General features: G+C 71.2%; 21 protein-coding genes. 14 read left to right on the top strand and 7 right to left on the bottom strand.

All coding sequences use genetic code 11. The features are described 5' to 3' along the window. Positions 1–27: 27 nt before the first annotated feature. Together BKA15_RS16225 and BKA15_RS16220 are read left to right on the top strand one after the other, a co-directional pair. Positions 28–795, top strand: coding sequence for an HAD family hydrolase (locus tag BKA15_RS16225; protein ID WP_218872122.1), 768 nt, complete (start codon positions 28–30; stop codon positions 793–795). A gap of 21 nt (positions 796–816) precedes the next feature. Beyond that, positions 817–1443 carry an HAD family hydrolase gene (locus BKA15_RS16220; RefSeq protein ID WP_312879064.1) on the top strand — a complete coding sequence of 209 codons (627 nt, stop codon included), beginning with the start codon at positions 817–819 and terminating at the stop codon, positions 1441–1443. A 1266-nt stretch (positions 1444–2709) separates the two neighbouring features. Here the strand turns inward: BKA15_RS16220 and BKA15_RS16215 are convergent. Continuing rightward, positions 2710–3150, bottom strand: a complete 441-nt coding sequence (locus BKA15_RS16215) for a DMP19 family protein (protein ID WP_179752443.1) — start codon at positions 3148–3150, stop codon at positions 2710–2712. Between the two features lie 2 nt (positions 3151–3152). Next, on the bottom strand, positions 3153–4532 hold the full coding sequence (locus tag BKA15_RS16210) for an AAA family ATPase (RefSeq protein ID WP_179752441.1): 1380 nt from the start codon (positions 4530–4532) through the stop codon (positions 3153–3155). Between the two features lie 144 nt (positions 4533–4676). Here BKA15_RS16210 and BKA15_RS16205 point away from each other — a divergent pair, with 144 nt between their 5' ends. Further along, positions 4677–5246 carry a WhiB family transcriptional regulator gene (locus BKA15_RS16205; protein ID WP_246322357.1) on the top strand — a complete coding sequence of 190 codons (570 nt, stop codon included), beginning with the start codon at positions 4677–4679 and terminating at the stop codon, positions 5244–5246. An 82-nt stretch (positions 5247–5328) separates the two neighbouring features. On the opposite strand, the gene BKA15_RS16200 is transcribed toward BKA15_RS16205, so the two are convergent. Next, a complete protein-coding gene (locus BKA15_RS16200) occupies positions 5329–5910 on the bottom strand; it encodes a bacterial proteasome activator family protein (protein ID WP_179752440.1) in 582 nt (193 codons plus the stop codon). Positions 5911–6021: 111 nt separating this feature from the next. Here BKA15_RS16200 and BKA15_RS16195 point away from each other — a divergent pair, with 111 nt between their 5' ends. Both BKA15_RS16195 and BKA15_RS16190 read left to right on the top strand, forming a co-directional pair. Then, positions 6022–7914: an ABC transporter ATP-binding protein gene (locus tag BKA15_RS16195; RefSeq protein ID WP_179752438.1), complete on the top strand. Its 1893-nt coding sequence runs from the start codon at positions 6022–6024 to the stop codon at positions 7912–7914. After that, entirely contained in the window at positions 7911–9839 is a 1929-nt protein-coding gene (locus BKA15_RS16190; protein ID WP_179752436.1) for an ABC transporter ATP-binding protein, read from the top strand. Before BKA15_RS16195 ends, BKA15_RS16190 begins: the two co-directional genes overlap by 4 nt. 189 nt (positions 9840–10028) lie before the next feature. On the opposite strand, the gene BKA15_RS16185 is transcribed toward BKA15_RS16190, so the two are convergent. Together BKA15_RS16185 and BKA15_RS16180 are read right to left on the bottom strand one after the other, a co-directional pair. Then, positions 10029–11312, bottom strand: coding sequence for an MFS transporter (locus BKA15_RS16185; protein ID WP_218871372.1), 1284 nt, complete (start codon positions 11310–11312; stop codon positions 10029–10031). A 13-nt stretch (positions 11313–11325) separates the two neighbouring features. Continuing rightward, entirely contained in the window at positions 11326–12567 is a 1242-nt protein-coding gene (locus BKA15_RS16180; RefSeq protein WP_179752434.1) for an FAD-dependent oxidoreductase, read from the bottom strand. A gap of 92 nt (positions 12568–12659) precedes the next feature. On the opposite strand from BKA15_RS16180, the gene BKA15_RS16175 reads away from it, so the two are divergent. From BKA15_RS16175 to BKA15_RS16135, 9 genes are all read left to right on the top strand, one after another. After that, positions 12660–13286: a TetR/AcrR family transcriptional regulator gene (locus BKA15_RS16175; protein WP_179752432.1), complete on the top strand. Its 627-nt coding sequence runs from the start codon at positions 12660–12662 to the stop codon at positions 13284–13286. An 86-nt stretch (positions 13287–13372) separates the two neighbouring features. Further along, entirely contained in the window at positions 13373–13879 is a 507-nt protein-coding gene (locus BKA15_RS16170) for an Asp23/Gls24 family envelope stress response protein (protein ID WP_179752430.1), read from the top strand. A gap of 71 nt (positions 13880–13950) precedes the next feature. After that, the gene (locus BKA15_RS16165) at positions 13951–14133 is read left to right on the top strand and encodes a hypothetical protein (RefSeq protein ID WP_179752428.1); all 183 of its coding nucleotides are present in this window, start codon (positions 13951–13953) and stop codon (positions 14131–14133) included. Between the two features lie 4 nt (positions 14134–14137). Next, complete coding sequence (locus tag BKA15_RS16160; RefSeq protein ID WP_179752426.1) at positions 14138–14530, top strand: Asp23/Gls24 family envelope stress response protein; 393 nt, start codon at positions 14138–14140, stop codon at positions 14528–14530. Then, the gene (locus BKA15_RS16155) at positions 14527–15090 is read left to right on the top strand and encodes a DUF6286 domain-containing protein (protein ID WP_179752424.1); all 564 of its coding nucleotides are present in this window, start codon (positions 14527–14529) and stop codon (positions 15088–15090) included. Before BKA15_RS16160 ends, BKA15_RS16155 begins: the two co-directional genes overlap by 4 nt. Positions 15091–15109: 19 nt before the next feature. Further along, the gene (locus tag BKA15_RS16150) at positions 15110–15703 is read left to right on the top strand and encodes an Asp23/Gls24 family envelope stress response protein (RefSeq protein ID WP_179752422.1); all 594 of its coding nucleotides are present in this window, start codon (positions 15110–15112) and stop codon (positions 15701–15703) included. A gap of 2 nt (positions 15704–15705) precedes the next feature. Further along, positions 15706–16308 (top strand): RNA polymerase sigma factor, encoded by a 603-nt coding sequence (locus BKA15_RS16145; protein WP_179752420.1) that lies wholly within the window; start codon positions 15706–15708, stop codon positions 16306–16308. Then, on the top strand, positions 16299–16940 hold the full coding sequence (locus tag BKA15_RS16140; RefSeq protein ID WP_179752418.1) for an Asp23/Gls24 family envelope stress response protein: 642 nt from the start codon (positions 16299–16301) through the stop codon (positions 16938–16940). The genes BKA15_RS16145 and BKA15_RS16140 overlap by 10 nt, the downstream gene beginning before the upstream one ends. After that, the gene (locus BKA15_RS16135; RefSeq protein ID WP_179752416.1) at positions 16933–17271 is read left to right on the top strand and encodes a hypothetical protein; all 339 of its coding nucleotides are present in this window, start codon (positions 16933–16935) and stop codon (positions 17269–17271) included. Before BKA15_RS16140 ends, BKA15_RS16135 begins: the two co-directional genes overlap by 8 nt. A gap of 10 nt (positions 17272–17281) precedes the next feature. On the opposite strand, the gene BKA15_RS16130 is transcribed toward BKA15_RS16135, so the two are convergent. Further along, positions 17282–18439, bottom strand: coding sequence for a Gfo/Idh/MocA family protein (locus BKA15_RS16130; RefSeq protein WP_179752414.1), 1158 nt, complete (start codon positions 18437–18439; stop codon positions 17282–17284). A gap of 5 nt (positions 18440–18444) precedes the next feature. After that, complete coding sequence (locus BKA15_RS16125; protein WP_218871370.1) at positions 18445–19470, bottom strand: LacI family DNA-binding transcriptional regulator; 1026 nt, start codon at positions 19468–19470, stop codon at positions 18445–18447. Positions 19471–20491 lie beyond the last annotated feature (1021 nt).

The following is a 20491-nucleotide window of genomic DNA, read 5'->3' as shown; positions in this document are numbered from 1 at the left end:
CGGCTGCCCGCCGACTGGCGGCCGGAGCTGGTGGCGCTGGACATCGACGGCACCGTTGTCGATCATGACGGCCGGATGCCGGACGCGGTCCGGGATGCGGTACGGCGGGTGGTCAAGGCCGGCGTCCCGGTGGTGCTGGCGACCGGCCGGTCCTGGCACGGCACCCGGGACCTGTTCGACTACCTGGACCTGCCGGCCGGCCCGGCCGTGCTGTCCAACGGTGCTGTCGTCGTCCGGTACCCGCCGCAGGAAGTGATCAAGACGGTGACGTTCGATCCGTCGGACGTGATCAGGAAGGTCCGCGACTTCTCGCCGACGACCTTGATCGCGGTCGAGGAGATCGGCCGCGGCTACCGAGTGACTGATCATTTCCCGGCCGGCGACCTGACCGGCGAGATGATCATCGAGACGCCGGAACAGCTGTCCGCGCGCCCGGTGACCCGGGTGATCCTGCGCGAGCCGGGCCGCTCCGACGAAGAGTTCCTGGCCCTGGCCGATCATCTCGGCCTGCACGGCGTGACCTACTACGTCGGCTGGAGCGCCTGGATCGACATCGCCCCGATCGGCGTCAACAAGGCCACCGCACTGACCGACGTGGCGGCCGAGTACGGGGTCGCGGCGGATCGGGTGCTCGCCCTCGGCGACGGCCGCAACGACGTCGAGATGCTGGCCTGGGCCGGCCGCGGCGTCGCGTTGGGCGACGCCCCGGAGGAGGTCCAGGAGGCGGCGGACGCGGTGACCGACCGGTTCGACGACGGCGGCACCGTGAACGAACTCGCCCGCTGGTTCGGCTGATCCGTCGGGTACCGTCGGCCCGTGACGGAACCTGCCTTGGTGATCTTCGACAACGACGGCGTCCTGGTGGACAGCGAGCCGATCGCGAACCAGGTGCTGGCCGACCTGCTCACCGGGTACGGCTGGCCGACCACGTTCGACGACAGCGTGAACACCTATCTCGGCGGCACCCTGCAACTCGTCCGCGATCTTGTCGAGCCGCAGTTGGGCCGACCGCTCCCGGCCGAGTTCGAAGCTCATTACCACGAGCGGCTGTTCGCCCGCCTGGGCGCCGAGCTGACCGCCGTGCCGGGCGTCCGGGAGGCCCTGGACGCGCTCCCGCTGCCGTACTGTGTGGCCTCCAGCGGTGCCCATCCGAGGATCGAGCGGACCCTGCGCACCGTCGGCCTCTACGACCGCTTCGCCGGCAACATCTACAGCGCCGACGACGTCCCGCGCGGCAAGCCGTTCCCCGACCTGTTCCTGCACGCCGCCCGCGAGCAGGGCGCCTCACCCGAGCGCTGCGTCGAGGTGGAGGACAGCCCGAACGGTGTGGCGGCCGGCAAGGCCGCCGGCATGACCGTGATCGGCTACGCCGGTGTCACCCCGCCGAGCCGGCTGGCCGCCGCCGACAAGATCATCTCCTCCATGGCCGAGCTGAGGTTCTGACCCCACCGGCCACCGGCGCAGCCAGTACGCGAACACGGCGGCGCCGAGCATCGGGCCCCAGAGCCAGAACGGCATGCCGATCATGGAGTACGCCAGGTCGGCGGGACTGTTCTCCAGGATCGGGCCGAGCAGCATGCCGGGAGCGGAGATCGTGACGAGGGCGGCGACCAGCCCGCCCGGGATCACCGCCAGCAGCACCGGGACCGGTCGGCCGGCCAGCACCGGGACCCACCGCGGGAACACCTCGCCCCACCGGCTGATCAGTCCGAGCGTCAAGATCACCCCGACCGCCACCGCCGGCGCGAACAGGAACCCCTGGAGCCGGGTGGCCGCGTCGAGCGGCATGCTGATCACGAGTTCCTCGATCCCGGGCCCGCCGAGCGGCCACGGCGTCAGCCAGGTCAACCTGGCGAATCCGTACGGGATCGGCCCGATCGCCGCAATGATCGTGGCGACCTTGCCCCACCGGGCGGCCGACTCCGGCCTGGCCCAGGAGGCGCGAGGCGCGGTGGTCCGGGCGCCCGCCAGGGTGCCGGCTGCGGCGATCGCCCAGCACGCCGCGCCGGCGAGCCAGCCCACCGGCCAGAGCAGGCGGAGTTCGTACCGCCCGACTCCGGTGGCGAGGTTGCCGAGATAGGTCGCGGCGCCCCCGACAGCGGCACCGAGCACCCCCGAGATCGCGCTGGCGACCCCGAGCAGCACCGCACAACCCACGATCACGATCCCAGTCCGCGGCGACCGGCGAGACACCAGCACGATGATCACCACCGCTGCGGCCGGGACGCCCAACGCGACCACGTACCCGAGCGCCGACATCACCGCGCCATCGCCCAGCACGAAGGCGAAACACAACGCCTCGGCTCCGGCACCGATCCCGGCGATCATGGTGAGCACCCGAGATCGCGGGCGGGACAGCCCGAGCACGGCCACCACGATGCCGACCGCCCCGGCGATCAGCGCGATCACCGCTCCGGCCTCGCGCTCGATCAGATAGTTGAAGCCCGTCCGCACGATGTCGCCGCGTCCGTACGGGTACGACCCGGGCAGCACCAGCCACACCACCCCGATAACCGCGGCACCCACCGATGCCACCAGGGCCAGCAGCCAGACGATCCGCGGCCGCCGGGACGGGGCTGTGGGTCTCGGGTCCGTCGAAGTCTCCATGCTGCAACGGTTTCGCAGGACCGACTTGGTCCGGCTCACCACGCGGTGCGATCCGGTTCCCCCGCCCGGGTGAGAATTTCCGCTCGGCACCGACGCGCGCGCTCAGTCCAGCCGGTTGAGGAGCCGCGACAGCGACTCGTTCTCGTGGCGCTCGTCCTCGTGTTCCTCGTCCGTGATCGGCGCGAAGTCGTCCGGTCGTTCCCGGAGCCTGGTGCGGAACTGCTGCTCGGTGAGTCCGTCCAGCCGGTCCAGCCGGCCCTCGAGCCGGCTGAACCGGGGCTCGTTCTCCGCGCTGTCCCAGTCCAGGCGACGGGCCGCGGCCACGAGGTCGGCGGCTTCGTCCAGCCCGAGGTAGCGATAGCCGTTCTCGGCCGCATCCAACTCCTCGGCGGTCAGGCCTTCGCAGGCGTGCGCCAGTCCGCCGTTGGCGGTCAGGCCGACGAACCTGATCACCGCCGCCAGGGCAAGATCGCCCGACCGACGGGCGACGGCACGGCTGGAGCAGGCCCGGTTCCAGATCACCCGTTCGCTGTCGTTGATCATGATCATCCCTTCCCGGAGGCCTGCGGGTCGTGCCCGAGCAACGTACGGGTGAACAGTTCGGTGTCGGACAACAGGTCGGTCAGGGCCGCGTCCAGGTCGCCGTCCGTGACCGGCCCCGCCGCGCGGAGCACGGCACGGCGGACCAGCTCCTTGGCGAACGAGGCCGTCGCTCCCTCGGTGCGGCCGGCGGCCCGGTGCAGCGCGTCGTCGGAGAACCCCAGCCCGTTCCCGTACAGCCTGAGCAGCCGGAGCCGGGCCGTCGCGTCCGGCTTATCGATCTTGACCGCGAGGTCGACCCGGCCCGGCCGTTCGACCAGCGCGCGCTCGAGCAGATCGGGCCGATTGGTCGTCATCACGAACGCGATGTCGGCGTCGCCGTCGATCCCGTCCAGCGCCTCGAGGGTCTCGAACAGCGCGGCGTTGGTGTCGCCGCCGCGATGCTCGGCGATCAGGTCACAGTCCTCCAGCACGATGATCGCCGGCTGGTTCGCCCGGGCCAGCCGGGTCGCGACCGAGATGTACTGCAGGGTACGGCCGGACAGCAGGACCGCGGTCGTCCCCGGCGTGACGCTGAGCAGGTGCCGGACGACATGGGTCTTCCCGGTGCCGGGCGGCCCGTACAGCAGGATCCCGCGCTTCAGGTGCTGCCCGGCGGTGCGGAGCCGTTCGGCCCCGGACCCGATGCCGACCACATGGCCGACGATCCGCTCCAGTTCGCCGTCCGGCAGGATCACCTCCCGGTCGGTGACCGCCGGTCGGGGCAGGAAGGTCAGCGGGGCGCCGCCGGAGAAGCTGTTGAAGTCGTCCCGGTGGAAGGTGAGCACCTGGCCGCGGAAGACGCTCTCGGCGGCCATCACCTCGCGCAACTCGCGCAGGTAACCGTCGGCGACCGCCGGATCGGGAGACAGCACCTCGAGCCGGTACTCCTCCCGGCCGAACCGGGCGTTCGCCGTCTGCTGCAACACCGCCAGCGGCACGCCGCCGATCCGCAGCAACGAGATCCCGAACGCGATCACCCGCCGTTCGGTGTCCGGCCCGACCGGCTTGCGGACCTGGCTCACCGGCCCCGGCTCGAACCGGAACATGGAGCCCAGCAGCAGATCGAGAAACGACCCGACGTGCTCGCGGTGCGGGCCGAAGACGCCGATCCGCTCGCCGCCGTGGCGCTCGTTCAGGACGGCCGCCGCGTGATCGACGTCGATCGTGAGGTGCTCCCCGAACTGCTCCACCACCGGGTCCATCGTGCCCAGGCCGACGCCCAGGAAGTCCTGCACCCGCTCGCCGAGCGGGCTGGTCCGGGTCACCCCGCCGCCCGCCTCCGCGTTCAGGTGATTGAGGAACTCCTGGAACGCAACCGCGAATTCGAGCCGATCGAATGCCATGATCATCAACTCCCGCAACCGTTGGGGACTCGACTCTAACCGCGACCGCTGCCACGCGAATTTCTCCGATCGCAGTGGAACCCGCCCCGACCTCGCGTCGTCTCAAGCGAGGCCAACTGAGCTTCGAGACCTCCTGGAGACACGATGTCGACCCACACCAGCACCAACGCCGCTCACTCCTATGAGCGCATGTCCTGCCTCGACAACCCCGAGTTGTTCCAGGACCCGTTGCTGGAGGAACCGCCCGCGAGCACCGCCCCGGCTTCGGTCCGGCGCCGGTACTCCATGCTGGAGTCCAAGGCGCAGGACCTGTGCCAGTCGTGCCCGCTGCTGACCGACTGCCTCTACCGCGCCGTCGTCGATCACAACGTCTCGGGCATCGCCGGCGGCACCACCGAGCGGCAGCGCAACGAGATCCGCAGGCGCCTCGGCTGGACCGTCCAGCCCGAGGACTTCGACACCCTGGCCGGCGTCACCGGCCGACACCGGCAGGTGGACCACGACGAGGTCGTACGGCTTCGGCAGGCGAACCCGCACGAGAGCCTGGAGACCCTGGCCCAGCGCCTCGGCTGTTCCCTCTCCACCGTCAAGCGGCACCTGCGCCGGGCACGGACCGAGCCGCGGCGCCCGAAGAAGACGGTCTCCGCACCGTCCATGGCCGCCGTCCTCGCCGCCGCCTCCGCCGTGATCAACCGGCTCCGGGTGGCCGCCTGAAGACGGTGATCAGCCGACCCTGAGCACCCGACAACGCCCACGCGATCTCTTGCAGGTCGCGTGGGCGTCGCACGTCCAGCAGCTACAGATACATGCCGTCGCTGCGGCCCGGTCCGGGGCCCTGACCCTGCGGCGTGGCGCCGGGCGGCAGGGCGCGGCGCATCTGCTCCAGCTGCGCACGGGCGGCCATCTGCTGCGCGAACAGCGCGGTCTGGATGCCGTGGAACAGGCCCTCCAGCCAACCGACCAGCTGGGCCTGGGCGATCCGGAGCTCGGCGTCGCTCGGCGCGGACTCCTCGGTGAACGGCAGCGAGATCCGTTCCAGCTCGGCCACCAGGTCGGGGGACAGGCCGTCCTCCAACTCCTTGATCGACGCCTGGTGGATCCCCTTCAACCGCTGCCGGCTCGCCTCGTCCAGCGGAGCGGCCTTCACCTCGTCGAGCAGTTGCCGGATCATGCCGCCGATCCGCATCACCTTGTCCGGCTGCGAGACCATGTCGGTGACCGACTTGGCCTGGTCCTCGGAGTCCTCCGAATCCTGCTGTGGCGGTCCCTCCACGGCCATCGCCGTCGGTGTCACCACATAGACCTTGCCGTCGTCGGTGGTGCCCGCGACGCCCTGCGGCTCGGCTGCGTTCTGCTCCGGATTCGGTTGGTCGGTCATGGCCTCGATACTAGTGCTGGCGCCGTTCCGGCCGGGGTGCGCGGTGGTCCCGAGACGGCCGGAGAAAATCGGTTCGGGAATGTCGGTGCGACGCCATAGTGTGGTGCGGTCATGTTCGACTTCCCGCCTCAGGTTCCCGAGTTCTCAGCGCGCCCGAACGCCACCAAGCGTTCGTGGACGCGCGGCTTTCGCGATCCTGACACCTCGTCCCCGCGCCGGTTCCTGTTCTGGCTGCTCTGGCAGCAGGGGCCGAGCCTGCTGGTCGCCTCGCTGGTCGCCGTCGTGGAGTTCATCCCGGGCGCCATCGGGCCCTATCTGATCGGCCAGGTGATCGACCGCGGGATCGCGGTTCGTGATCTTGGTGAGGTCTGGTTCTGGTCGCTGCTGCTGCTCGGCGCGATCATGATCGGGATCGGCTTCGGCATCGTCCGGCACACCATGATCGTCAGCCAGTGGCTGATCGCGATGTACGGGTCGATGAAGCTGGTCACCCGGAAGACGACCCAGATGGGTCACGTCCAGTTGCGGCGGGTGCCGGCCGGCGAGGTGCTGTCCGTCTCGTCCGGCGACTCCGACATGTTCGGTGCCCTCTGCGAAGTGGGTACGCGAGCGGCCGGCGCCCTGGTGGCGTATCTGGTGGTGGCGGGCCTGGTGCTCTCCACGTCGGTCCAGCTCGGCATCGTCGTGCTGATCGCTGCGCCGGTGCTGGTCGCGGCGGCGCTGCCGCTGCTGAAGCCGCTGGAGCGGCGGCAGGCGGTGGAGCGGAGCCGGCTGTCCGAGCTGACCTCGCTGGCCACCGACATCGTCGCCGGGCTGCGGATCCTGCGCGGCATCGGCGGCGAGCGGACGTTCGCCGAGAACTACGCCGAGCAGTCGCAGGTGGCCCGCAAGGCCGGCGTCCGGTCTGGCACCTGGAACGCCCTGGTCGACGCGACCGCGGTGCTGTTCTCCGGGTTGCTGCTGGTCACCCTGACCTGGCTCGGCGCGCAGCAGGTGGCGGCCGGCGAACTGACCGTCGGCGCCTTGATCAGCTTCTTCGGCTACGCGGTCTTCATGATGTTCCCGGTGCAGACGTTCTTCGAGCTGGCCCAGACCTGGGTCCGCTGCCTGGTGTCGGCCCGGAAAGCGATCGCGGTGCTCGAGCAACAGCCGCCGTGGGGCGCGGCGGAGCGGACCGGGACCCTGCCGTCCGAGGCGGAGATCGTCGACCAGGCGTCCGGCTTCACCGGCCGGCCGGGTGAACTGACCGTCGTCGTCTCGGCGATGCCGGACGACTCGGCGGCGTTGGCGGACCGGCTCGGCCGCTACCTGCCGGCGGAGTCGGAGCAAGTGGGTCTGGACATCGACGAGTCGATCAAGGGCCGCGAGGCGAAGGCGGAGCGGGCCAAGCAGAAGGCGGCCCGGGCCAGGCAGGCGGCCCGCGATCTCGAGGTGGCCAGCCGGGCCTGGGGTGTCACGGTCGGCGGAGTTGATCTTGCTGCGGTCGACATCGGCGAGGTCCGGCAGCGGATCCTGGTGTCGGACACCACCAGCCAGGTCTTCGCCGGCACGCTGCAGTCCGCGATCGACCCGGTGGGCCGGCTGACCCGGGCCGAGGCGGAGCGGGCGCTGCACACGGCCGCTGCGGAGGACGTGTTCGACGCCATGCCGGGCGGCTGGCAGGGGCGGATCGACGAACGCGGTCGCGGACTGTCCGGCGGCCAGCGGCAGCGGCTGGTGCTGGCCCGGGCGCTCGCCGCGGACCCGGAGATCCTGATCTTGGTCGAGCCGACCTCCGCGGTCGACGCGCACACCGAGGCGATGATTGCCGAGCGGCTGTCCCGGCACCGGGCCGGCCGGACCACGGTGGTCATGTCCACCTCGCCGCTGCTACTGCACCACGCCGACCGGGTCGTGCTGTTGCAGGACGGCCGTGCCATCGCGGACGGCACGCACGAGGAGTTGCTGGAACGAAGCGCCGACTACCGTCGGGTGGTCGTGCGGAGCATGGAGGAACCGGGATGACTCAGCTGATCACCCCCTTGGAGGGGTCGGCCGAGACCTGGCGCGAACAGCTGCACGAGCCGCGGGTGCCGCCGGAGCTGATTCCGCCGGCGCGGGCGAAGCCGTTCGAACGGCTGCGGCACTGGCAGGCCCGGCACCGGCTCCGGGAGCAGCGGGCCCGGGACGTGTTCGAGGCGTCCCGGCGGCCGGAGCGCGGGCTGCCCGTGGCCGAGAACCGCCAGGTCACCCGCTTCCTGGTCGACCTGTTCAAGCACCGCCGGACCATGATCGTGATCATGCTGGTGCTGAACGGGCTGGCCGCCGTGGCCGGACTGTTGGTGCCGCGGATCCTCGGCTCCCTGATCGATGCCGCGAGCGCGACCGGCACCCTGGCAGCCACCCTGAACGGGCTGGCCCTCGCGGTCGCCGGCGTGGTGGTCATGCAGGCTGCGATGACGTTCCTGGCCCGCGCCTCGGCGACCGTGTTCGGGCAGGATGTGTTGGCGTCGGCGCGGGAGTACGTCGTCCGTACGGTGCTCCAGCTGCCGCTCGGCCGGGTCGAGGGCGCCAGCTCGGGCGACCTGGTCACCCGGGTCACCCGGGACGTCGGCTCGATGAGCAACAGTGTCCGGCAGGGCGTGCCGGAGGCCGTGATCGCGTCGATCACCGCGCTGTTGACGATCATCGCGATGCTGCTCAACTCGGTCTGGCTCTCGCTGCCGCTGATCTTCACCGGGGTGCTGTTGATCATCTTCGTCCGGCGTTACCTGCGCCGCGCGCCGAAGGGCTACATCACCGAGGGCGGCACGTACTCCGACATCAACACCACGCTGACCGAGACGGTCGAGGGCGCCCGGACCGTCGAGGCGCTGGGCCTGCAGGGGACGCGGAACCGGACCAGCGACGAGGACATGGCGGCCTCCGGCCAGGCCGAGCGCTACACCATGGCGCTGCGGAACCTGCTGTTTGTCGGGATGGACACCGGCTACCAGGTGCCGCTGGTGCTGACGCTGCTGCTCGGCGGCGTCGGGTACGTGAACGGCTGGGTGACCCTGGGCCAGATCACCGCGGCGGTGCTGTACATCCAGCAGGTCACCGACCCGCTGAGCCGGCTGATCCGCAACCTGGACCGGCTGCAGGTCGGGATCGCCTCGACCACGCGGCTGCTCGGGATCGCGGCGGTGCCGCAGGACCGGGAGCCGGGGGAGGAGCGGCCGACCGGGACCCAGATCCAGGGCAAGGACCTGCGCTTCGCGTACCGGCCCGATCACGACGTGCTGCACGGCGTCGATCTCGAACTGGAGCCGGGCGAGCGGCTGGCGATCGTCGGGCCGAGCGGCTCCGGCAAGTCGACGCTGGGCCGGCTGCTGTCCGGGATCAACCGGCCGCGGACCGGCACGGTGAACGTCGGCGGCGTCGAACTGACCTCGCTACCGCTGCCCGTGCTGCGGACCGAGGTCGCCCTGGTCACCCAGGAACACCACGTCTTCGTCGGCACCATCCGGGACAACATCGTGCTGGCCCGGGAGGACTCCAGCGACGAGGTGGTGATCCAGGCGCTGCGTACCGTCGACGCCTGGGAGTGGGTCGAACGGCTGCCGGAGGGGCTGGACACCATGATCGGCTCCGGCCGGATGAACCTGACCCCGGCGCAAGCCCAGCAGATCGCGCTGGCTCGGCTGGTCGTCGCGGACCCGCACACGCTGGTGCTGGACGAGGCCACCTCGCTGATCGATCCACGGACCGCTCGGCATCTGGAAGGCTCGATGGCGGCCTTGCTGCACGGGCGCGCCGTCGTGGCCATTGCGCACCGGCTGCACACCGCGCACGATGCCGATCGGATCGCCGTGGTGATCGACGGGAAGATCGCCGAGTTGGGGAGTCATGATCAACTCGTAGCGGCGGATGGGGAGTACGCGAGCCTCTGGCGGGCCTGGACCTCGTAGGTCTTGGACCAGCCCGCCGCCTCCGCTCCCATCCGCGACCGTTGCTCGCAACCGCGACTCTTGCAACGGTCGCGGATAAGTGGACCGGTCGCGGCTGCGGTCCGAGCGACACCGGCCCCCGCCGCACCCCGCCGAGCCCGAGCGCACCGTGTCCGTAGCCGACCACCATCACAGCCGCGACCGTTCCATTCATCCGCGACACCTGCAACAGTCGCGGTTGCGAGCAACGGTCGCGGATGGCGGGAGGCCGCCTGGCCCGATGTTGATCTTCCTCGCCGACTGACCGAGCTCCCGGCGGTTCCGTACGGTGATCATGACGGTTCCGAGTAAGGCGAGGAGCAGCCCGAACCCGCCGACGACCAGGAAGCTCGACGGCCAGCCGGCGTGATCGATGGCGAACCCGGCCACCGGCGATCCGAGCGCAGCGCCGCCGGTCAGTGCCGAGCCGTGCCAGCCCATCGCCTCGCCGCGGACGCGGGTCGGCACGGCACGACTGAGTTGATCAATCGTCGCGGTGATCGTCGGCGCACAGAACAGGCCGGCGACGAAGATCAACACGCCGAACGCCAGCGGGCCGCCGGCGAGGGCGACCGGCATCGTGGCCAGGCCCAGCAGGCCGAGCAACGTGAACGCCGAGACGGTCCTTCGCATCGCTCCGTAGATCAGGCCGCCGGTCGCCGAGCCGAGGCCCCAGGCGGCCAGCACGATGCCGATCGAGGGCTCGTGACCCATGGCCCGGAGCGCCGCGATCGCGCCGACGTCGCTGCCCGTAAGAACGATCATGGTCGCCATCGTGGCGGCGAGCACCAGCATCACGGTCGGCGACAGCCACTGCCGCAGTGGCACCTTGGCCGCGGTGGCCTCGTCCGGCTCGGCCGGCCGCAGCACCGGGTTGACCAGCCACAGGGCGACGCCGCCGGCGACGCTGGCGAGCTCGCAGATCAGCAGCGCGAACGGCGTGCCCAACCAGGTGGCGAGCAGGACGCCGAGCGCCGGGCCGGCCATGTAGGACAGCTCGACGGCGATCGAGTCCAGCACCAGCGCGGTCTTGCGGCGTTCGTCGTCGACGGCGGTGATCATCACCTGCCGGATGATCGAGAACGTCGGCACGATGAACAGCCCGGCCACCGCGACCAGCGGCAGCAGCAGCCAGTAGCCGACGAACGGCGCGATCGACCAGCAGACGGTGAGCACGAACAGGGACGGCAACACGGTGCGGCGCAGCCCGTACCGATCCAGCAGCCGGCCCCGCCACGGCCCGCTGATCGCCGACGCGATCGTGACCACGGCGGCGGCGATCCCGGCCGCCGAGTACGACATCCCCAGGTGCGAGACGACGTGCAGGGTCAACGTCACCATCCCCGCCATCAGCGGGGTCCGAATGATCACTCCGAGCAGCAGGGTCCGCCGCGCGGCGGGGATCCGCAGAACGCTGGCGTACGCCGACCCGGAGGCGCGTTGCCGAAGAGTCACGCAGCAAAGTCAATCATCGGCCTCGGACAGTCGCCGAGGAGTTTTCCCGAAGGGCCCGGCCGGGATCCGGCGCGGTGGCGAGCAGGCCCTGAATCGGCTTCAGAACGGCCTGCACGCTGAGCATCCGGGCGGCGGTGTCGCGGACGACGGCCAGCAGCCGGCTGCGCCGGAACATCATCCGGGCCAGCGTGCGGGAGTTGTCCTGGGCCGCCTCGACCCGGGGGCGCTGCGCGATCTCGTACCTGGTCAGTAGGTCCGGCACCGCCAACTCCCGGCCGTCGATGATCATCCGGCCCAGCACCCAGGCCGACTCCATCGCCATCCCGGCGCCGATCCCGGCGGTCGGCAGGAAGCCCGCGCCGGCATCACCGAGGAGCACGATGCGACCGGTAGTCCAGCGCTCGGCCCGGCAGTCGGTCAGCGGCCAGTAGTACGGGCTGGCGTCGGTCGCGATCGCATTAAGGACCCGGTCCGTTCGCGGGCTCACCTCGCGGAGCCGCCGGCGCACCGAGTCGGCGAACGCCACCGGCCCGGCCCGCAGGTCGTCGACCGGACCGCCGAGGATCGCGCCGTACCGACCGGCGACCGGATAGACGCCGAGGAAGAAGCCGGCGCCCCAGAGCTCCTCGCCGAGGTCCGGCTCCTGGTCCGACGGTGCCCAGGCCACCCAGCCGGCCCAGTGCGTGTCGACGGTCTGCACCGCGAGCCGCGGCCGGATCAGGTCCCGGGTGGTCGAGTGCAGGCCGTCGCAGACGATCACCAGGTCGAAGTCCAGGTCGGCCGGTCCGTCCGGAGAGCTCAGCGTCACCCGGACCGTGTCCGGCGCCTCGGCCAACGCGGTCACGGTCGTGCCCGGCGTGACGTCGCAACCGTCCCGGGTGAGCACCTCGAGCAGGTCGCCGCGGCTGATCCCGCGGTAGTCGCCGTACCGGTCGAGGATGGCGGACATCGAGTCGACCCGGAGCCGGCGCCCGGTGTGGCCGTACAGCCCGTAGCGGGACAGCGGGACGCTGGCCGCCCGGTAGGCGTTCCGCACGCCGAGCTCGTCCAGCGCCGGGTCGACCATCGGCATCAGGGCCAGCATGTAGCCGGGATGGCCGCGGTCGTGGCCCCGCTCGACCAGCACCGGTCGCAGCCCGGCCCGGCGCAGCAACTGGGCCACGGTCACACCGGCGATTCCGGCGCCGACGATCAGCACCCGGGGCCCGCTGCCCTGCTGCTCGTCCTGCTGTTGGAGCGAGATCGTACGGAACATTCGTGGGTCTCCTGAGCTGTCTGGACCACCTGGTCCACAGGCAAGGTAACACGATCTGGACCGGGTGGTCCAGAGCGGGCTAGGCTGCGCCCATGACGGACGCGTGGGACCGCATGTCGCCGGAACGGCAACGCCGGCTGATCCGGGTCGCCGCCACCGAATTCGCCGCGGCCGGCTACCAGGGCGCCTCGCTGAACGCGATCATCCGACGCTGCGGGCTGAGCAAGAGCTCGTTCTATTACGTGGTCCCGGGCAAGCGCGAGTTGTACGACCTCGTGATCCGGGAGCTGTCGGCCGACCTGGCCGGGCGGATCCGGATCCCGCGGCCCGAGGAGCTGGCCGGCCCGGCGTTCTGGCCGGAACTGGCGGCGCTGTTCGATCGCCTGATCGCGGCCGCCGCGGAGGACGAGGGCTCGACGGCGCTGGGCCGGATGATCTACGGGCCGGGGCCGGACGAGGCCGCGGGGGCGACCTGGACCGGGATCGAGGGCTGGATCGGCGAGGCGCTCCGGGTCGGCCGGGAGTCCGGCGCGGTCCGGGACGACCTGCCGCCGGCCCTGCAGCGGCGGCTGGTCTTCGCCGTGCTGCGGGCGATGGACGAGTGGAGCCTGACCGAGGTCGAGCCCGGCACCGATCTGGGCGCCCTGGCCAGAGCGCAGTACGACGCGATCCGCCGGCTGCTGCGGGACGAATCCGAGAAGTTCCGAACTTCTCCGTGACGATCCGTGTGGCGCGACGTCTGTCCAGGTGTACGGACACAATGATTCCTTTCGTGTCCGGGGTCGACCGAGAGGAAACGGTGCAGATGAGCGAGACCACGAAGAACCTGCCGGCCACCGGCGAGGAGCGGCGTCAGCCGGGCGACGTCGCGACCCGGGGCGCCGAGATCGAGACCAAGCAGCTCGACGAGCTGCACACCGAGTTCGGTGACACGACCATCGCGGAGGCCGTGGTCCAGAAGATCGCCGGGATCGCCGCCCGCGAGGTGCCCGGCGTCTACGCGATGGGCAACATCGCCCGGCGCACGCTGAACAACCTCACCCAGCGGATCCCGGGCGGTCAGCCGAACGTGACCGGTGGAGTCGCGGTGCAGAAGGGTGAGCGGGAGACGGCCATCGACGTATCGATCGTCGTCGAGTACGGCGCTCAGATCGTCGAGGTGAGCCAGGAGATCCGGGAGAACGTGATCCGTGCGGTCGAGACCGGCACCGGGCTCAAGGTGGTCTCGGTCGATGTCGACGTCACTGACGTGCACCTGCCCGAGGACGACGCGGAGCCTGCGAAGCGGTCCGGCGACGACGAGCTCGCCTGATCGAGGAGATCTCGGTCCGGGAAGTCACTGCGGGGACTTCCCGGGCCGTACCAAGCGAAGGGAGAGCGGCCATGTCCCGTACCACGATCGCGTTGTTCGTCGGGCTGGTGCTGGGGGTGACGGCGGCCTTCGGTGGGTTCGGGGCGTTCCTGATCGTCGCCGTCCTCGGCGGGATCGGCCTCGTCGTCGGGCTCGTGCTGGACGGCCGGATCGACCTGTCGGCCCTGCTCGGCCGGGCCACCGAACGCCGGTAGCGGCGTGGCGAGCACAGTGGTCGCGCCGCCGGTCGACGACCCGCGGACCCGCGGCCGGCTGACCATTCCGCAACGCGTGGTGCAGCGGATCGCCGCGCAGGCGGCGTCCGAGATCGCCGCGGCCGGCGGTCGGGCTGGCGGGCTGCTGGGCCTCGGCGGCCGGGTCGAACAGGGGGCCCGGCCCAAGGTGACGGCGACCCTGTCCAGCGAGTCGGTCGACCTGGCCATCGAACTGGCGCTGGACTACCCGGTGTCACTCCGGACGGCCGCCCGGCAGGTGCGGGACCACGTCGCCGAGCGGGTACGGACGCTGACCGGCGTCGCCGTGCACCGGATCGACCTGACCGTCGTCGCCGTCGGCCTGGCCGACCGTGCGGATTCGGAGGGACTGCGATGACTGCGAGCAGGCCGCGGCTGCGGCGCCGGCCGAACCGCACCGTCCCGGCCGGGATGACGGCGCTGGGTCTGACCGCGCTCGGCGGGCTGGTGGTGTTCGGTGGGGCCGTACGGTTGGCGACCGGGGCCTGGCCGGCGCCGGTCGATTCGATCTTCGCCCTTCTGGCGGCGACGCCGTGGGGATCGGCCGGCTGGCTGGTGATCAGCGCCGCGGTCGCGCTGGTCGGTCTGATCATGATCATCGCCGCGGTGAAGCCGGGCCGACTGAACGCCGCCCGGCTCGCCGTCCCGGAGCAGGCCGGCGGTCCGGAACTGGAGGTGGTGATCTCTCGCCGCGGCATTGCCCGGCTGGCGGCAGCCCGGGCCGAGCTGGTCGACGGCGTCGATTCGGTACGAGCTCGCGCCGACGCGAGGTCGGTACGACTGTCGATCGGCACCGCGACCGAGCACCGGGCGGAACTGCGGGCGGCGGTCACCGATGCGGTCCGGCAGGCACTGACCCGGGCCGGGGTCACGCCGGTGCCGCGCGTCTCTGCCACCGTGACCACCAGGTCGAACTGAATTCGGGCGGGAGAATCTGATGAGCAATCGAGCGGCCGGTGTGAACCGGTTCTGGCTCTGCGTACTCGGCTTGATCATGATCGTCGCGGGCGCACTCGGGGTCGGCATCGGCACCGGGTGGATCGCCCGGATCCCTGTTCCTGTTGCCTCTCCTGAGCCTGGTGAGTCGGTGCTGGCCGGCCCGGTGACCGACCAGGTTGTGGTGATGATCATGGTCGGCGCCGGATTGGTGATCTTGATCACGGGGATCGCCTGGTTGGTCCGGCAGCTGCCGCGCCGGGAGTCCAGCCGCCCGTTCCGGTTGCACGACGACCCGGCGGACGGGATCACCACGGTCGACCCGGCCGTGGTCGGCGACGCGATGCGCGGGCAGCTCGAGTCGTTCCGCGGAATCGCCGCCGCCAGTGTCGGGTTGCGCGGATCCGTCCGCCGCCCCGAGTTGACGATCAAGATCACGGCCGACGAGCGGGCCGACCTCACCGAGGTCCTGGGCCGGATCCGGAGCCAGGCGGTGGCAGACCTCGAGCTCGCGCTGGACTCGACCGTGACCCGGCTAGCCATCCAGGTCGAGATCGATCGGGCGCGCGGCGGCGTCGCCGAGATCAGGATGTGACCTTGATCGAGGACTTGAAGCACGCTGCGGCCGCGGAACGCCCCGCCGGGCCGGACGGGCTGGACGGGCTGGACGAGACGACGATCGTGGTCCGGGCTCAGGACGGCGACCTGGCGGCCTTCGAGTCCTTGATCGACCGGTACCAGCGGCCCCTGTTCCGGCTCGCCGTACGAATCCTGAGGGATCGCGAGCTGGCCGAGGACGTCCTGCAGGACTCGCTCATCGCAGCCTGGCGGAAGCTGCCGACACTGGATCAGCCGGGAGCGGTGCGGACCTGGTTGTACCGGCTGCTCACGTTCCGCTGCCTGGACGCCCTCCGCCGTCGCCGGGACGCCGACCCGCTGGACGAGGAGCGCGACTCGGAGGATCGGGGGCAGGGCCGGGACCCGGCCGAGGTGGTCGAGCATCGGGAACACTGGAGGCAGTTGCATCAGGCCGTGGGCGAGTTGCCGGCGCAGTCGCGGGTCTGCTGGATCCTCAAGGAGATCGACGGTCTCAGCTACGGCGAGATCGCCGAGGTGATCAACCAGCCGGTCAGCACCGTCCGCGGTCGGATCGCTCGGGCGCGGCAACAGCTGGCGGAGAGGATGGCGTCATGGCGCTGACGGACCGTGGTCGGGACCGGGCCGAGAAGCTTGCCTGCGGACGCTCGCTGGACGGGATCTGGGAGCGGATCGCCGGCCCGCCCGATGATCATGAACAGTCGTGCCCGTACTGCACGGAGGCCCGGGAGCGGCTGGCCCGGTTGCACCAGGCGACCCGGGAACTCACCGAACATGAGGCGACCGACCCGGCCATGGAGGTCAGCCCGAACCTGAAAGCCTCGATCCTGGACATCGCCCGGACCGAGGTTCGACGGAGCCGGCTGCTGCCGCTGGTCCAGCCGGACGAACGGGTCGCGGAGCCGGACCAGCTGACCGTCAGCGAACGGGCGCTCGCCGAACGGATCCGGGCCGCCGCCGACAGCGTGACCGGTGTGCACGCGCGGCGCTGCTCGGTCGAACTCGACCTGGCCGGCGAGGGGGAGCGGGCGGATATGGAGGCGCCGGAACCGTCGGAAACGGACGACCGGCCGGCCCGGATCGCCGTCACGCTCCGGATCGCCGTCAGCGCCCGGACCGTCATTCCGGAGGCCGTCGCTCGGGTCCGTACCGCAATCGGCGAGGAGCTGGCCCGGCGCGCCGGCCTGGTCGTGACCATGATCAACATCACCGTGGAAGACGTCTACGATGCCTGACCTCGAACCTGCCGCCGACCGGGCTCCGGTGAGCCGTGCCGAACTCTCCCGGGCCGCGGCCGAAGCCGTGCTCGCCGTACCAGGGGTGTCCCGGATCGAACCCGACCTGCGGCAAGCCCTGCGCAACCTCGGCCGCGGCGCCGCCGAAGGTCTGCCGATGATCATCATCGCCGAGCGGACCGAGGTCGCCGTGGAGATCTCGGTGACCGACCCGCGCACCGCCTACCAGGTCGCGCAGGACGTCCGAGCCGCGCTGCGAACGTGCCTCACCCGGCTCGGGCACCGGCCCGGCGTGATCACCGTCTCCGTGCTGGGGCTGACCGACCGCTAGGAGGGTGGGGTCAGGCCTGGTTGTCCTCGTAGTAGGCGACCAGGTCCGGATCGAGTTCGGGGACTGGTAGGCAGGAGTTGTCGCCGCGGATCGACTCGGTGGCGAGCAGCGCAGCGGCGACGGCCTGGCGGGCCGCGATCGGCGAGGTCCGGGTCGGGCCGCCGTCGGCGACGAACCGGAGGAACTCCGCGATCATGATCGGATCCGCGCCGCCGTGGCCGCCGCTGCCGCCGCCGATGATCATGGACTCGTCCGGCTCGGCCGAACCCATGTGCCGCCGGTTCCACAGGCCGATCTGATCACCCGGGCCGTCGCCGAAGTTCTCCACCCGGCCCTCGGTGCCGATCACCGTGTAGTTGCGCCAGTAGTCCGGCGTGAAGTGACACTGCTCGTACGAGGCGAGCACGCCGTTGTCCAGCCGCATCTGCATCATCGAGATGTCCTCGACGTCGACCACCGGGTTAAGCCCGGTGAGCGAGGTCGGCGGCCAGTTGTCCAGGCTGAACCACTCGCCCATCCGCTCGCCGGAACGGTCCCGGCGGTCGGTGATGTCGCCGTAGACGGAGAGCGAGCCCATGGCCGACACGGCGGTGCTGTAGCCGCCGGCGAGCCAGTGGATCACGTCAAGATCATGAGCACCCTTCTGCAGCAGCAGCCCCGTCGAGTAACGCCGGTCGGCGTGCCAGTCCTTGAAGTAGTAGTCGCCGCCGTGGCTGACGAAGTGCCGGCACCAGACCGCCTTGACCTCGCCGATCCGGCCCTCCGTGATCAGGTCCCGGAGCTGGGTGATCACCGGCATGTGCCGCATGTTGTGCCCGAGGTAGAGCCGGGTCTTGTTCTCGTACCCGGCGCGCAGGATCGCGTCGCAGTCGCCCAGCGTCGTGGCCATCGGCTTCTCGCAGAACACGGCGATGCCGGCCTCGAGCGCAGGCACGGCGACCGAGCGGTGTTCATGATCGGGAGTCGTCACGAGCACCGCGTCGATCCCGGATTCGAGCAGTCGACCAAGATCATCGGTCACGATGGCCTCGGGCAGCGCGGCGGTCGCGTCCCGGCGGCCGCGTTCGCTGGTGTCGCACACGATGGCGATCTCGGCCCCCTCGCGGTGGGCGTGCCGCCACAGCCCCGCCCGCTGACCGAACCCGACGACACCGATCTTGAGCGTCATGCTGATTACTGCTCCCCTCGTGGTTGGGTGGAATCCCGGACGAACAGCGTCCAGGGAAACTCGTGCAAGCGGCCCGGCGAGTCGTCCTCGCCGAGGGCGCGGGCCCGGATGATGTCGGCCAGCCGGACGAAGAAGTCGGTCGGGCCGACCGTGGTCAAGGCCGGATCCATCTGCTCGCTCTCCCGGGTGTTGCCGATCCCGGCCACCGCGACGTCCTCCGGCACCCGGAGCCGCAGTCGTTGCGCGGCGTGGATCGCACTGATCGCGGCGAAGTCGGTGGTGGCGAAGATCGCGGTCGGCCGGTCCGGCAGCGTGAGCAGGCGCATTGCCGCCGCGTAGGCACCGGCCGCATCCCGCGGATAGACCTCGACATAGTCCTTGCGTACGTCCAGCCCTGCCGCCGCAAGGCCGGACGTATAGGCATGGAAGCGATTCGCCTTGGTCCGCCGGGTCGTCGCGGTCAGACAGCCGATCTTGGTGTGCTCCCGCGTCAGATGATCAACGACCATCCGGCTGGCCGGCATCGCCGTGGACCTGATCACGTCGAAGTCCTTCGGTTCCAGCTTCTCGTCGAAGATCACCAGCCGATGGCCCGCCGCCGCCAGGTCGGCCAGCCGTTGCTTGGCGTTCGGCGAGGCGGGTACGGCATCCAGGAACGCCGCGTCACAGGGCTGCCGCTGCAGCACCGGCTCCCAGTCGTCGTCGGCCATGATCAGCGTCGTGACCCCGTGCGGCAACAGGGCCCGGTTGACCGCCTCCGCGACCGCCTGCGACCACGGGTCGGACAGCATGGTCAGCGACAGCAGGACGACGCCGCTCTTCCCGGTCCGCATCGAACGCGCGGCCGGATTGGGCCGGTAGCCGAGCCGCTCCGCCGCCTCACGAACCCGCCGCGCCGTCTCCTCGGACACGCCGGCCGACCGCCCGGCCCGGCCGGACACGACATACGACACCGTCGCCGTGGAGACCCCGACCTCCTCGGCGACCATGCGCAGAGTCGCCCGCCCCGCGCGTCGCACCTTCGCGTCCATGCTCGGCTCCCATGGTCCCTGTGCTCATCCGCCGGTCATTCTGTCACCGGCCCCCAGACCGCCGGCAGCATCCTTTCCCGAACAATGTTAAACGATTAACGCAACCCAGATCCGCCGACCAGTCAGAAACGCAGCGTTTTCGGCGGCGTGTCGCGGCCGAAGTGACGTCTCACGATGTGGGTGCGGGGTGCGGGGTGCGGGGTGCGGGGTGCGGGGTGCGGGGTGCGGGGTGCGGGGTGCGGGGATGCCGGGTGCACGGTGCCGAGGCGCGGGGATGCCGGGGTGCCGGGTGCGCGGTGCCGAGCCGCGGCGGTGCGCGGGGCGCCGGGTGCGAGCTGCTGGGGGTATCGGGTGCGGTGCCATGGATGCTGGGTGCGCGGTACGGGGGTCTGCCGGTATGCGGCCGCGGAGGCCCGGGTGCCGGGGCGGGTTGCCGGGAGGGTGCGAGGTGCGGGCCGCCTGGGTGGCTGGGGGCCGGGCGGGTGCGCGTGCAAGGTTGCGGGATGCCGGGGATGCCGGGGATGCCGGGTACGTGTGCCGGAGCGCGCGGTGCCGGGTTGCAGGATGCCGGGGAGGGCGCACAGTGCCGAGGTGCGGTGGTGCCGGTGGCGCGGGGCGCGGGGGTGCGGGATGCCGGGGTGCCTGGTGCGCGGTTCCGCGCGGGATTCCGGGGGTGCGCGCTGCCGAGGCCCGGAGCGCGGGGTGCCGGGCGTTGCAGGATGCCGGGGTGCCCGGTGCCGGGTACAAGGTGCCGATCGCGGCGGTGCGGGGTGCCGGGCGTGTCGGGTGCACGGTGCCGGGGCGCGGGCGTGCCGGGGGCGCCGGGGTGCCGGGTGCCGGGTACAAGGTGCCGATCGCGGCGGTGCGGGGTGCCGGGCGTGTCGGGTGCAAGGTGCATGGATGCTGGGTGCGCGGTGCCGGGGTATGCCGGGATGCGGCCGCGGGGGCCGGGTGCAAGGGCGGGTTGCCGTGTGCGGTCACCACTTCGATGCTGTGGGCCGACATGGGCGTCACACGCCGA

It is taken from the genome of Microlunatus parietis (genome assembly GCF_013407955.1).
In the GTDB taxonomy this organism is placed as follows: Bacteria; Actinomycetota; Actinomycetes; order Propionibacteriales; family Propionibacteriaceae; genus Microlunatus; species Microlunatus parietis.
This window is presented reverse-complemented; position numbering and strand designations above follow the sequence as displayed.